This is a genomic window from Streptomyces sp. NPDC018026 (assembly GCF_044327745.1).
Taxonomy (GTDB): Bacteria; Actinomycetota; Actinomycetes; order Streptomycetales; family Streptomycetaceae; genus Streptomyces; species Streptomyces rubrogriseus.
In genome coordinates, this window is the sequence record NZ_JBIRFY010000021.1 from 22,394 (window position 1) to 34,889 (window position 12,496).

Genomic DNA, 12,496 nt, shown 5'->3' on the forward strand with positions numbered 1-12,496 from the left:
GGTGGGACGCCCATGCCCGGTGACGCCCTCAGTCAGGACCCCGCGGAGCTGCGGAGGAGGATCGACAGCAGCAAGGCGCACCCGGCCCGGGTCTACGACGTCTTCCTCGGCGGCAAGGACCACTACCCCGCCGACCTCGACGCCGCGGCCGCCGGGCTCGCCGCCAACCCGCGCGGCTACCTCGACGTACGGCACAACCGCGACTTCCTGCGGCGCGCGGTGACCGGGCTCGCCCGCGAGGACGGCATCCGGCAGTTCCTCGACATCGGCACCGGGCTGCCCACCGCCGAGAACGTGCACCAGATCGCCCAGCGCATCGCCCCCGAGTCGAGGGTCGTCTACGTCGACAACGACCCGGTCGTGCTGGCCCACGCCCGCGCCCTGCTCACCAGCGGTCCCGAGGGGCGTACGGACTACATCGACGCGGACCTGAAGAGCCCGGCGCGGATCCTCGAACAGGCCGCCGCCACCCTCGACTTCGACCGGCCGGTGGCGCTCTGCCTCGTCGCCATCCTGCACTTCGTCGAGGACGAGGAGGCGTACCCGATCGTCCGCGAGCTGATGGACGCGCTGCCCGCCGGCAGCCGGCTCGTCCTCAGCCACCTCACGGAGGACCTCAACCCGGAGAACATCCGCGCGGTCCAGCGGACGTACACGGAGCGGGGTTTCACCTTCGTGCTGCGCTCCCGCAAGGACGTCGAGCGCCTCTTCACCGAGGCCGGTCTCGAGCCGGCCGAGCCGGGGGTCGTGCCGGTGCACCACTGGCGGCCCGACCACGCGGCACCGGTGCCGGAGCAGCCGGAGGAGTCGTACCTGGCCGAGCTGGACGACATCGAGAAGGTCCGCTACCGGGACATCAACGACGTCACGGACGCGGACATCAACGTGTACGGCGGGCTGGGCACCAAGGGCTGACGGTCCGGCGGACGCGCGTCGCACGGGTGTCCGGATCGCGGAAAGGCGCCTGTAGACGGCACCTACTTCTTTACGCTGCGCGCATGACCGTGACTGAGAACGCGCCCGCCGCTCCCGCTCCGCTGCCGCCGCTCGCCGCGCGGGCCCGGTCGATCGGCGGTTCGCCCGTACGGGACATCCTCGCCGTCACCGCCCGCCCCGAGGTGATCAACTTCGCGGGCGGGCTGCCGGCCCCCGAACTCTTCGACGCGGAGGGCATCGCCGCCGCGTACCGGGACGTCCTGGCCGAGACGCCCGCGCGGGCCCTGCAGTACTCCACGACCGAGGGCGAACCCGCCCTGCGGGCCGCGCTCGCCGCCCGCACCTCGGCCCGCGGTCTGGCCACCGGCGCCGACGACATCCTCGTCACCACCGGCTCGCAGCAGGCCCTCTCGCTGCTCGCCACCGCCCTGCTCGAACCCGGCGACACCGTCCTCGTCGAACGCCCCTGCTACCTGGCCGCGCTCCAGGCCTTCGGCTTCGCGGGCGCCCGGGTGGTGGCCGTGCCCGGGGACGAGCACGGAATCGACCCCGGGGCACTGGAGGAGCTGGTGGTGCGCGAGCGCCCCAAGCTGCTCTACACGGTCCCCACCTTCTCCAACCCCACCGGCCGCACCGTGCCCGCCGCCCGCCGCGCCGCCGTCGCCGAGGTCGCCGGGCGGTGCGGCCTGTGGATCGTGGAGGACGACCCGTACGGCGAACTGCGCTTCGAGGGCGAGCGGGTGCCGTGGATCGCCTCCTACGAGGGCGCCCGGGACCGGACCGTGCTGCTGGGCTCCTTCTCCAAGGTCATGGCGCCCGGCCTGCGCCTGGGCTGGCTGCGGGCGCCCGCCGAGCTGCGCCGGGCCTGCGCGGTCGCCAAGCAGGCCGCCGACCTGCACACCCCGACCCTCAACCAGCTCGCCGCCGCCCGCTACCTGGCCGACCGGGACCTGGACGCCCACGTCGCCCGCGTCGCCGCCGTCTACGGCGAGCGTCGGGACGCCATGCTCGCGGGCCTCGCGGACGCCCTCCCGGCCGGGTCGGTGTGGACCCGGCCCGAGGGCGGCATGTTCCTGTGGGCGCGGCTGCCGGACGGGTACGACACCACCGGCCTGCTCCCCGAGGTGGTCCGGCACGACGTGGCGTACGTCCCCGGCGCCCCCTTCCACGCCGGCGAGCCCGACCGCGCCACGCTGCGGCTCTGCTTCGTCACCCAGACACCGGACGAGATCGCGGAGGGGCTGCGGCGGCTGGGGCAGGGGCTGCGGGCCGCGCGTTAGACCGGCACCGGCCGGGTCATTCCTGCCCGGTCACTCCGGCCGGGTCGTTCCTGCCGGGTCATTCCCTGGCCGTCGCGACCGTCACCGCCCGGACCCGCAGGGCCACCCGGCCGGGCAGGGCGGTCGCGACCAGGGTGAGGAGTCCGGCCCCGGCGACCACCGCCACGTACCCGAGCGGGAGGACGGCCGGTGCCGCCCGGCCGGTCATGCCGATGCCGAACGCGGTCAGGACGGACAAGGCGATGGCGCTGCCGAGCGTGGTGGCGAGCAGGAGCAGCGACAGGGCCTCGGTGCGCAGCATGCGCAGCACCTGGCGGCGGGTGGCGCCCGCCAGGCGCAGCAGCGCGAACTCGCGGACGCGCTCGGACACCGACATGGCGAGCGTGTTGACGACCGCGATCGCGGTGAAGGCGAGGACGAGGCCCATGGCGAGGAGGTTCACCTCGGCGTTGGCCTGTTGGCGCTCGGCCTGGAGGGAGTCCGCGGCGGCCGGGGTGAGCACGGTGAGCCCCGGGTACTCCCGCAGCGCGGCGGCCAGGTCGACGCGGGTCCGGTCCGTGCCGACGAGGAGGGTGGCGGCCAGTGGATTGTCGACGTGGGCCGCGACCAGTGCGTGCGCGAAGGTGAGGTCGCCGAAGCCCAGGCCCCTGGCGTAGACGGCGGCGACCGTGACCTCGACGGGCGTGCCGTCGCCGAGCGTGAGCTTCAGGGCGTCGCCGGGGACCAGGCCGAGCTGGTCCGCGGCCAGTTCGCTGACGGCGACGGTGCGCTCGGTGAGGCCGTCGAGCGAACCGGCGACCACGTCCGGGTCCCAGGTGCGGGTGAGACCGGCGGGCGTGACGCCCTGCGCCGCGTACTTGTCGAGGCCGACCCGGATGGTGGTGCGGACCACCTCGGTCACCACGTCCTCGCCCGAGCGCAGCCGGTGTGCCGCCTCGGCCGGGACGCCGGGCCCCGGTGAGGCGACGACCCAGTCGGCGCGCACCCCCTCCCGGGCCTGGGCGCGGGCCGCGTCGCCGAGGGTGGGCTGCGCGAAGAGCACGGTGCAGGCCATGCCGACCAGCAGTGTCAGCGGGGTGACGACGGAGGCCGCGCGGGCGGCGCCCGCGCGCAGGTTGGCGGTGGCGAGCCGGCCCCCGTGGCCGGTCAGCCGCAGCGGTCCCGCCAGCAGCAGGGCCGCCGCCCTGACCAGGAGCGGCCCGAGCAGGGCGACGGCGCTCGACAGGACGACGACCGCGAGGAACGTGACCGGCGTCGAGGCGGGTTCGGTGTGCAGCATGCCGAGCACCACCACCAGCACGATGCCACCGGCCAGCAGCACCAGCCCGGCGAGCAGGCGGCCCCACGGGATCCGGGGGTTTTCGGCGCGGGCCTCGGCGAGCGCCTCCGCGGGGCGGATCCGGGTGACCCGGCGGGAGGCGATCCGCGCCGCGGCCCAGGCACCGAGGAGGGTCGCGGCGACGGCGGCGAGTGGCGGGACGAAGCCGGTGATGTGCTGGAGCGTGGCGGGTACGGCCCCCAGCGCCACGAACCTGTCGAACAGCAGCCCGCCCAGCGGTAGCCCCAGCAGGGCCCCGGCGGTGCCCGCGGCGGCGCCGACGATCAGCGCCTCCCGGCCGAGCAGGCGGCGGACCTGCCCGGTGGTGGCGGCGACGGCACGCAGCAGGGCGAGTTCGCGGTGGCGCTGCTGGACCGAGAGCGCGAAAGTCCCGACGACCACGAGGACCGCCACGAGCAGCGAGGTGCCGCCCATCGCGCCGCCCATGCTGACCAGCTTGGTGCGGGCCGCGGCGGCGTCCAGGAACTCCACCGCTCCGCGGGCGTCACCGGTGGTGACCCGGACACCGGTACTGGCGCCCTTACTGCCGCCGGTGCCGGTGCCGCCGCCGGTGTCGCGCAGCGCCTCGGCGAGGTCGTGCCGCAGCCGCTCCGGGTCGGTGCCCCGCTCGGGGACCACTCCGAAGGCGGCGACCTGCCCGGGGTGGGCGGCGAGCCGGCGGGCCTCGGCGGCGGAGAAGAAGAGGGAGGTCTGGTGGCGCACGTCCGGACCCGGAGCGGCGATGCCGGAGACCCGGTAGGAGCGCGGGGCCCGCGTCGACTGGACGGTGAGACGGTCCCCGGGGGCGAGCCGGGCGCGTTCGGCGAGGTGTCGGTCGACGACCACGTCGGTGGCGGCCTCGGGCGCGGTGCCGGAGGTGAGCCGGTACGGCGTCAGCGCGGCCGACTCCCAGGCGTGCCCGTAGGCGGCCCGGCCGTCGGCGCCGGTGTCGCCGCCGCCGGTGCCGGTCAACGGCGTGGCCGGGAAGGTCAGTTCGGGGATCACCCGGGCGACGCCGGGCGTGCCCGCGAGGGTTTCCGCGAGGGAGGCCGCGAGCCAGGCCCGCTCGGCGATGGGTTTGGCCTTGTGCTTGACCTTGGTCTTGCCCTTCTTGTGCTTGACGGTCCTCTGGTGGACGTTCTGGTCGGCGGAGACCACCACCGGGGCCGCGGCGTACCGCTCGGTGCGAACGGTGCCGCGCAGTCCGGTCTCCAGCAGCGTGCCGCAGGCGGTGATCAGGGCGGCCGCGCACATCAGGGCGAGAAAGGCGCCGAGGAAGCCGGCCTTGCGGGCGCGGACGGTCTTCAGGGCGTAGCGCAGCATCATGAGGGGTCGGCCTCTCTTCCGTCGGCGCCCGGCTCCGGGACGGGGAAGGCGAGGAACCGGGTGAGCAGCGCGCGGGCGCCGGGCGGGGTCTCGTCCGCGGGCCGCTTGTAGCGGTTGAGCAGGGCGATGTACTCCTCGAAGAACGCGTGGAGTTCGGGGAGCGTGAGCCGGATCGTGCCGCGCGAGTAGGGGTAGGCGTCGGCCCACGCGTCGTCGGCCGCGGTCCGTTGCAGCCGCTCGAAGAGTTCCAGGTCGGCGGCGTACGCGTGCCGGTTCAGCTCGTCCATGACGTGCCGCGTCTCGGGACTTTGGCGGCTGCGGGGCGGGAAGCGGCGGTCGCGGGGCACCGCACGCCACCAGCGCTCCCGGCCGCCGCCGCGCTCCGTCTCCTCCACGAAGCCGTACCTGGCCAGCTCACGCAGGTGGTAGCTGGTCGCCCCGGTGTTCAGGCCGAGCGAGCGGGCCAGGGTCGCCGACGTGGCCGGTCCGTGCAGGCTCAGGTGGTGCAGCACCCGCTGTCGGCGCGGGTGTGCGAGCGCCTTGAGCGCGGCGGGGTCGAGTGCTTCGGGGTCGAGTGCTCCGGGTTCCTGGGGCATGCGTACACAGTCGTCTGTGCACAGGTGCCTGTGCACTGGGGTGGTCCGGTGTCCTCACCGGGGGTTGTCCCCACCCCGGCGCGGAAACGCCCTGCCGTCCCGGGCGGGCGCCCGTACGGTGTGGCCATGCCCGACAGCGCACGGACGACGACACCGGTCCCCCTCGACGCCTACTTCGAGCGCATCGGCTGGGAGGGCGGGCGGCGGCCCGACGCGGCCACCCTCCGCGGCGTGCAACTCGCCCACCTGCGAGCCATCCCCTTCGAGAACCTCGACGCCCTCGGCGGCCGAGCCCCTTCGCTCGACCTCGCCGACCTCACGGCCAAGCTGGTCCACGGCCGTCGGCGCGGCGGCTACTGCTACGAGCACAACACCCTCTACGCGGCGGTCCTTGAGGCGCTCGGCGTGCGGGTGACCCGCCTGACCGCACGGGTCGTCGTCGGCGCCGACCGCTTCGAGGACCGGCCGCGCACCCACATGGCCCTCCTCGCCGAACTGCCCGGCGACCCGCGGCCGTACCTGGCCGACGTCGGCTTCGGCGCCATCGGCTCCCTGCTGGAACCGGTGCCGCTGACCGCGGACACCGAGTTCCACGACGCCGGACGCCGGCACCGGCTGGTGCACACGCCGCACCCAGGGCCCCTGGAGACGTGGGTGCTCCAGGCCCACCTGGCGGGCGGCTGGGAGGCGCAGTACGCCTTCACCCTGGAGCCGTTCGAGCCGTCCGACTACGAGGTGATCAACTGGCACATCGCCACCAACCCGCGCTCCCCCTTCGCCCGGCGCCTCTACGTCCAGCGCCTCACCCCGGACGCCCACCTGCTCCTCGACGGCGACCGCGTCACCGTGACGCGCAGCGGCGACGGCACGGTCACCGAGCACACGCTGTCCGACGAGGCGCAGGTCCGCCGGGTCCTGGCCGAGGAGTTCGGCATCGACGCCCCGGACGGCCTGACGCTGCTGAGGGCCTGACGACGCTGAGGGACTGACCGCTGACGGGGCGCGGCCCGGAGGAGTTCAGAGCCGCTCGGGCGTCCGGATGCCCAGCAGGGCCATGCCCCGGTGCAGGGTGCGGGCCGTGACGTCGCACAGGAAGAGGCGGTTCTCCACCTGCTCCGGCGTCTCGGCCTTCAGCACCGGGCACTTGTCGTAGAACGTCGTGTACAGCGACGCCAGCTGGTACAGGTACGCGGCGAGCTTGTGCGGGGCGTACTCCGCGGCCGCCTCGAAGACCGTGTCCCCGAACGCGTCCAGGTGCAGGCCCAGCGCGCGCTCCGCCTCGTGCAGCGCCAGCTCCGGGTGGGCGGCGGGGCGGACCTCGCCGGCCTTGCGCAGGATGGACTGGATCCGGGCGTAGGCGTACTGGAGGTAGACGCTGGTGTCGCCGTTGAGCGAGACCATCTGGTCCAGGTCGAACTTGTAGTCGCGGTTCGGCGACGTCGACAGGTCGGCGTACTTCACGGCGCCGATGCCGACCTGCGCGGCCCGCTCCTGGATCTCGTCCTCGGTGAGGTCCCGCGCCTTCTCCCGCACGACCTCGGCCGCCCGCTGCACCGCCTCGTCCAGCAGGTCCTCCAGGCGCACGGTCTCGCCCGCACGGGTCTTGAAGGGCTTGCCGTCGGCGCCGAGCACCGTGCCGTAGCCCATGTTGTGCGCGGTGACGTCGTCGCCGAGCCAGCCGGCCCGGCGGGCCGTCTCGAAGACCATCTTGAAGTGCAGCGACTGGCGTACGTCGACGACGTACAGCAGCGTGGTGGCGTGCAGGTCCTGGACGCGGTTGCGGATCGCGGTCAGGTCGGAGGCCGCGTAGCCGAAGCCGCCGTCGGCCTTCTGCACGATCAGCGGCACCGGCTGGTCGTCCTTGCCGCGGATCTCGTCGAAGAACACCACGAGCGCGCCCTCGGAGCGCACCGCGACACCCGTCTCCTCCAGGATGCGGGCGGTCTCGGGCATGCCGTCGTTGTACGCGGACTCGCCGACGATCTCCTCGTCGCGGATCTCCATGTCGAGCTTCTCGAAGACGGAGTAGAAGTAGACCTTCGACTCGTCCACGAACTGCTGCCACAGCTCCAGCGTCTCCTTGTCGCCGGACTGCAGGGCGACGACCCGCTTGCGGGCCCGCTCCTTGAACTCCTCGTCCGCGTCGAAGACCGCCCGCGACGCCTTGTACACCCGGTTCAGGTTCGACATGGCCTGCTCGCCGTCGACGTCCTCGGCCGGGGCCAGCTCGCCGGGGTGCTCGAACAGGTACTGGATGAGCATGCCGAACTGGGTGCCCCAGTCGCCGATGTGGTGCCGGCCGATCGTCTGCTCGCCGGTGAAGTCGAGCATGCCGCGCAGGGCGTCGCCGATGACCGCGGAACGCAGGTGGCCGACGTGCATCTCCTTCGCCACGTTGGGCTGGGCGTAGTCGACGACGGTGGTGCCCGCGTCCTGCTTCAGCGGCACGCCGAGGCGCTCGCCGTCCGCGAGCCGCGCGGCGAGGTTCGCGGTGATCGCCCGGTCGGCGACGGTGATGTTGAGGAAGCCGGGGCCGGAGACCTCGACGTCCTTGATCAGCTCGTCACCGGTGGTGATGTGGGCGACGACCTCGGTCGCCAGCTCCCGCGGGTTGGACTTCGCCTTCTTGGCCAGCGCGAGGATGCCGTTGGCCTGGTAGTCCGCCCGGTCGCTGCGTCGCAGCAGCGGGTCCGCGCCGGCGGCCTCCGGCCGGGTGGCCGAGAGGGCGGACGCGAGCTGCTGCTGGACGGAGGCGGTGAGGGACGTGACCGAGGCCATGGAGTGGCTGCCGTTCTGCTCGGGTTCGTGGAAGGAGTACAGAAACCGAGTATCCCACGCGGTGAAAAGCGGTTTTCGCGGATGCGGTCCTGGCTGGGAGAATGGAGCGGTCAGCCGTGCGACCGTACCGGCTGTCTCCGGAGCGGTTCCGGGGAAGTTTCAGGAAAGAGGACGTGCCGATCGTGGCTCAGAGCACAGAGACCACCGACTGGGTCTCCCGTTTCGCGGACGAGGTCATCGCCGAGTCGGAGCGTCGTGCCCCGGGCGCGAAAACATCAGCCGCCACCGCTCCGGGCGGTGTCGTCGTCGCCTCCGGACTCTCCCCCTCCGGCCCCATCCACCTGGGCAACCTTCGCGAGGTCATGACCCCGCACCTGGTCGCCGACGAGGTGCGCCGCCGGGGGTACGAGGTGCGGCACCTGATCTCCTGGGACGACTACGACCGCTACCGCAAGGTCCCGGCCGGTGTCCCCGGCGTGGACGAGACCTGGGCCGAGCACATCGGCAAGCCCCTGACCTCCGTCCCGGCCCCCAAGGGCTCCCCGCACCCGAACTGGGCGGAGCACTTCAAGGCCGCGATGACCGCCTCGCTCGCCGAGATGGGCGTCGAGTTCGACGGGATCAGCCAGACCGCGCAGTACACCTCCGGCGTCTACCGCGAGCAGATCCTGCACGCCATGAAGCACCGGCGGGACATCGACGCGATCCTCGACCAGTACCGGACGAAGAAGGCGCCCGCGAAGAAGTCGCAGAAGCCCGTCGACGAGGCCGAGCTGGAGGCCGCCGAGGGCTCCGGCGCCGCCGCCGAGGACGACGGCAGCTCCGGCTCCGCCGGGTACTTCCCGTACAAGCCGTACTGCGGCAACTGCGAGAAGGACCTGACCACGGTCACCGCCTACGACGACGACTCGACCGAGCTGACCTACGCCTGCACCGCCTGCGGCTTCTCCGAGACCGTGCGGCTGAGCGAGTTCAACCGCGGCAAGCTGGTCTGGAAGGTCGACTGGCCGATGCGCTGGGCCTACGAGGGGGTCGTCTTCGAGCCCAGCGGCGTCGACCACTCGTCCCCCGGATCCTCCTTCCAGGTCGGCGGGCAGATCGTCGGGATCTTCGGCGGCAAGCAGCCGATCGGCCCGATGTACGCCTTCGTCGGCATCAGCGGCATGGCCAAGATGTCCTCGTCGAAGGGCGGCGTGCCCACCCCGGCCGACGCGCTCCGGATCATGGAGCCGCAGCTGCTGCGCTGGCTGTACGCCCGCCGCCGCCCCAACCAGTCCTTCAAGATCGCCTTCGACCAGGAGATCCAGCGGCTCTACGACGAGTGGGACCGCCTCGACGCCAAGGTCGCCGACGGCAGCGCCCTGCCCGCCGACGTGGCCGCCCACACGCGCGCCGTCGGCACCGCCGCCGGTGAGCTGCCGAAGACCCCCAGGCCGCTGCCCTACCGCACCCTCGCCTCCGTGGCCGACATCACCGCCGGGCACGAGGACCAGGCACTGCGCATCCTCGGCGAGCTGGACCCGGCCGACCCGATCGCGTCGCTGGACCAGGCCCGGCCGCGCTACGACAAGGCCGAGGCGTGGATCAACACCCACGTCCCCGCCGACCAGCGCACCATCGTGCGCCAGGAGCCCGACGCCGAGCTGCTGAAGTCCCTCGACGAGCCGAGCCGGCAGTCCCTGCGGCTGCTGCTCGACGGGCTGGCCGACCACTGGTCCCTGGACGGGCTCACCCACCACGTCTACGGCGTCCCCAAGGTCCAGGCGGGCTTCCCGGCCGACGCCACGCCCAAGGAGCTGCCGCCGGAGATCAAGACCGCCCAGCGGACCTTCTTCGCGCTGCTCTACCACCTGCTCGTCGGCCGCGACACCGGCCCGCGCCTGCCCACGCTGCTGCTCGCGGTGGGACAGGACCGGGTGCGGACCCTGCTCGGGGAGTAGCGGCAACAAGCGGTACGCGAAGGGGGCGCCCGGCGAACACCGGGCGCCCCCTTCGCGTACCGCTTAGGCGATGTGCTCTTCCTGGAGCTCACGCATGTGGCGCTCGGTGAACGCCTTCACCATGCGATCGGCCTCACGCGGAGCCAGCGGCACCCCGAAGGTCGCCTCCGCGTCGCCCCGGAACTGGGCGACCGTGGGGTAGCTGCCGTCGATCGACTTCCGGAAGACCGTGTAGTAGTCCTCCTCCGTCGCCGGCGGCTCGGTCGCGCCGGCGCCCTCACCCAGCTCGCGGGTGCGGCCCGGCACGACCGGTATCGGGAAGCTGCCCGTCTCCTCCGGCGAGGGCTCCTGGAGCGGGGGCTCCTCCTCGTACTGGTCGCGGTACTGGTCGGCCTGCTGCTGCTCCTCGTACCACTGGGCGTACTGCTCGGCCGGGTCGTACGTGGGGTCGTAACCGCCCTGGTAGGCGACCTGGCGGGTGTTGAACCAGGGGCTCTGCTCGGGGCCGCCGTCTACCCCGGCGGCGTTCGGCGGCCGGTCCTCGGGCCGGGGCGCGTCCGCCTCGGGGCCCTTGACCAGCTCGGCACGCGGCTCGGCCGCGGGCGCCGCCTCGGGGGCCGGCTCCTGGGGCCGCGGGGCGGGCGGGAGCAGGGCGGGCTCGATGCCCGCGGCCGCCAGCCCGGCGGGGCCGGTCTGCGCCAGCGGGACGCCGTAGCGGGCCAGCCGCAGCGGCATCAGGGACTCCACGGGCGCCTTGCGGCGCCAGGCGCGGCCGAAACGGGACCGCAGCCGGGCCCGGTAGACCAGCCGCTCCTGCTCCAGCTTGATGACCTGCTCGTAGGAGCGCAGCTCCCACAGCTTCATGCGCCGCCACAGCAGGAACGTCGGCACCGGCGAGAGCAGCCAGCGGGTGAGGCGGACGCCCTCCATGTGCTTGTCGGCGGTGATGTCGGCGATCCGGCCGATCGCGTGCCGGGCGGCCTCCACCGACACCACGAACAGGATCGGGATCACGCCGTGCATGCCCACGCCCAGCGGATCGGGCCAGGCCGCGGCGCCGTTGAACGCGATCGTCGCCGCCGTCAGCAGCCACGCCGTCTGCCGCAGCAGCGGGAAGGGGATGCGGATCCAGGTCAGCAGCAGGTCCAGGGCGAGCAGCACGCAGATGCCCGCGTCGATGCCGATCGGGAAGACGTAGCTGAAGTTCCCGAAGCCCTTCTTCAGGGCCAGTTCGCGCACCGCCGCGTACGAACCCGCGAAGCCGATCCCGGCGATGATGACGGCACCGAAGACGACCAGGCCGATGAGGACGCGGTGCGTCCGGGTCAGCTGAAGTGGCGCGGCCACCCGTACTCCCCTCCCATTGCGTGTTGTTGCGCGCAACAGAGTGGCACATGTGTGCGGGGAACGGGTGGCCGGTAGGCCCAAGAGGCCCGTCAGCTCGACTTCGAAGGGGACTTCGAGGACGTCTCGGACGCCGGCTTCGAGGAGGACCCGGAGCCCTGCGGGGTGCCGCTCGGCTTGCCGCCGGCGGAGGTGTCGTTGGCCTTGGTCACCGCGGCCACCGCCTCCTTGGCCGCCTTCTGCGCGTCCTTCACCAGGTCGTCGGCGTCCGGGGTCTTCTCGCCCGCCAGGCCCGCGCCGTTGAGGTCGAGGGTGACGACGACGTTCTCGACCCGTGCCACGACCGTCTGCTGCTTGAAGGTGCCCTCCTTCTTCTTCAGGTCGTAGCTCACCACGGAGGCCTCGTCGCCCGTGCCGCTCACCGGCGCCGTCTTGAGGCTCTTGGCGCCCTCCGTGGCCTGCGCGTCCTTGAGCTGCTTCAGGTAGTAGTCGTGCGCCAGCTTCTCGCCCTCGCCGCGCGTCACGTCCGACTCGAAGCGCAGCATCGACACGCTCAGCCAGCGGAACTGAGAACCCTTCACGCCGTTGTCGTCGAGGCTGTCCCAGGAGCAACTGGCCCGCATCGCCGTGTCGTTGGACGAGCCCTCCTTGCCGGAGTCGCCCTTGGGCACCAGGTCGTCCAGCGTCTTCTTCGTCACCACCGAGCACGGCTCCGGAAGCTTCCCGTACGCGGCCGGCTTCACCGTCGGGGACGGGCTCGCGGACGCGGACGCGGCGGACTCCTCCGCGGCCTTGTCCTTGCCGTCGTCGGAGCCGGAGTCCGAGGAGCAGCCGGCCGCCACCAGCATCACGGGTACGGCGGCCGCGCCGACAAGGACGCGGGTGAGTCGCTTCGCTCGCTTCGCTTGCGGGTCTCGCTGGTCACGCTGGGCTCGTAGCTGCATGGTTCCTTCACTCATGGCACTAGTGGTTCCTGCG

At 72.9% G+C, this 12,496-nt stretch carries 9 protein-coding genes; 4 read left to right on the forward strand and 5 right to left on the reverse strand.

Features of this window, described 5'->3' with window-relative positions:
- The first annotated feature begins 12 nt into the window (after window positions 1-12).
- Together ACH4D3_RS37980 and ACH4D3_RS37985 are read left to right on the forward strand one after the other, a co-directional pair.
- Window positions 13-915: an SAM-dependent methyltransferase gene (locus ACH4D3_RS37980; protein ID WP_398332267.1), complete on the forward strand. Its 903-nt coding sequence runs from the start codon at window positions 13-15 to the stop codon at window positions 913-915.
- Between the two features lie 83 nt (window positions 916-998).
- The gene (locus tag ACH4D3_RS37985; RefSeq protein ID WP_398332269.1) at window positions 999-2,216 is read left to right on the forward strand and encodes a PLP-dependent aminotransferase family protein; all 1,218 of its coding nucleotides are present in this window, start codon (window positions 999-1,001) and stop codon (window positions 2,214-2,216) included.
- 58 nt (window positions 2,217-2,274) lie between these two features.
- On the opposite strand, the gene ACH4D3_RS37990 is transcribed toward ACH4D3_RS37985, so the two are convergent.
- Together ACH4D3_RS37990 and ACH4D3_RS37995 are read right to left on the reverse strand one after the other, a co-directional pair.
- Window positions 2,275-4,860 (reverse strand): ABC transporter permease, encoded by a 2,586-nt coding sequence (locus ACH4D3_RS37990; RefSeq protein WP_398332271.1) that lies wholly within the window; start codon window positions 4,858-4,860, stop codon window positions 2,275-2,277.
- Window positions 4,857-5,456 (reverse strand): ArsR/SmtB family transcription factor, encoded by a 600-nt coding sequence (locus tag ACH4D3_RS37995; RefSeq protein WP_398332273.1) that lies wholly within the window; start codon window positions 5,454-5,456, stop codon window positions 4,857-4,859. The genes ACH4D3_RS37990 and ACH4D3_RS37995 overlap by 4 nt, the downstream gene beginning before the upstream one ends.
- A gap of 126 nt (window positions 5,457-5,582) precedes the next feature.
- Here ACH4D3_RS37995 and ACH4D3_RS38000 point away from each other — a divergent pair, with 126 nt between their 5' ends.
- Window positions 5,583-6,428, forward strand: coding sequence for an arylamine N-acetyltransferase (locus ACH4D3_RS38000; RefSeq protein ID WP_398332275.1), 846 nt, complete (start codon window positions 5,583-5,585; stop codon window positions 6,426-6,428).
- Window positions 6,429-6,473: 45 nt separating this feature from the next.
- On the opposite strand, the gene argS is transcribed toward ACH4D3_RS38000, so the two are convergent.
- Window positions 6,474-8,234, reverse strand: a complete 1,761-nt coding sequence (gene argS, locus ACH4D3_RS38005) for an arginine--tRNA ligase (RefSeq protein ID WP_398332276.1) — start codon at window positions 8,232-8,234, stop codon at window positions 6,474-6,476.
- Between the two features lie 173 nt (window positions 8,235-8,407).
- On the opposite strand from argS, the gene lysS reads away from it, so the two are divergent.
- Window positions 8,408-10,174 carry a lysine--tRNA ligase gene (gene lysS, locus ACH4D3_RS38010; protein WP_398332278.1) on the forward strand — a complete coding sequence of 589 codons (1,767 nt, stop codon included), beginning with the start codon at window positions 8,408-8,410 and terminating at the stop codon, window positions 10,172-10,174.
- A 63-nt stretch (window positions 10,175-10,237) separates the two neighbouring features.
- Here lysS and ACH4D3_RS38015 read toward each other — a convergent pair whose 3' ends face one another.
- Window positions 10,238-11,521: a DUF2637 domain-containing protein gene (locus ACH4D3_RS38015; protein ID WP_398332280.1), complete on the reverse strand. Its 1,284-nt coding sequence runs from the start codon at window positions 11,519-11,521 to the stop codon at window positions 10,238-10,240.
- An 89-nt stretch (window positions 11,522-11,610) separates the two neighbouring features.
- Complete coding sequence (locus ACH4D3_RS38020; RefSeq protein WP_398332282.1) at window positions 11,611-12,477, reverse strand: DUF3558 family protein; 867 nt, start codon at window positions 12,475-12,477, stop codon at window positions 11,611-11,613.
- Window positions 12,478-12,496: the final 19 nt, after the last annotated feature.

What these genes read in the sequence shown, in the direction of transcription:
- ACH4D3_RS37985 (WP_398332269.1), top strand. Translation starts at nt 999, where the DNA reads ATGACCGTGACTGAGAACGCGCCCGCCGCTCCCGCTCCGCTGCCGCCG.
- ACH4D3_RS37980 (WP_398332267.1), top strand. Translation starts at nt 13, where the DNA reads ATGCCCGGTGACGCCCTCAGTCAGGACCCCGCGGAGCTGCGGAGGAGG.
- ACH4D3_RS37990 (WP_398332271.1), bottom strand. Translation starts at nt 4,860, where the DNA reads ATGATGCTGCGCTACGCCCTGAAGACCGTCCGCGCCCGCAAGGCCGGC.
- ACH4D3_RS38000 (WP_398332275.1), top strand. Translation starts at nt 5,583, where the DNA reads ATGCCCGACAGCGCACGGACGACGACACCGGTCCCCCTCGACGCCTAC.
- ACH4D3_RS38020 (WP_398332282.1), bottom strand. Translation starts at nt 12,477, where the DNA reads ATGAGTGAAGGAACCATGCAGCTACGAGCCCAGCGTGACCAGCGAGAC.
- ACH4D3_RS37995 (WP_398332273.1), bottom strand. Translation starts at nt 5,456, where the DNA reads ATGCCCCAGGAACCCGGAGCACTCGACCCCGAAGCACTCGACCCCGCC.
- argS (WP_398332276.1), bottom strand. Translation starts at nt 8,234, where the DNA reads ATGGCCTCGGTCACGTCCCTCACCGCCTCCGTCCAGCAGCAGCTCGCG.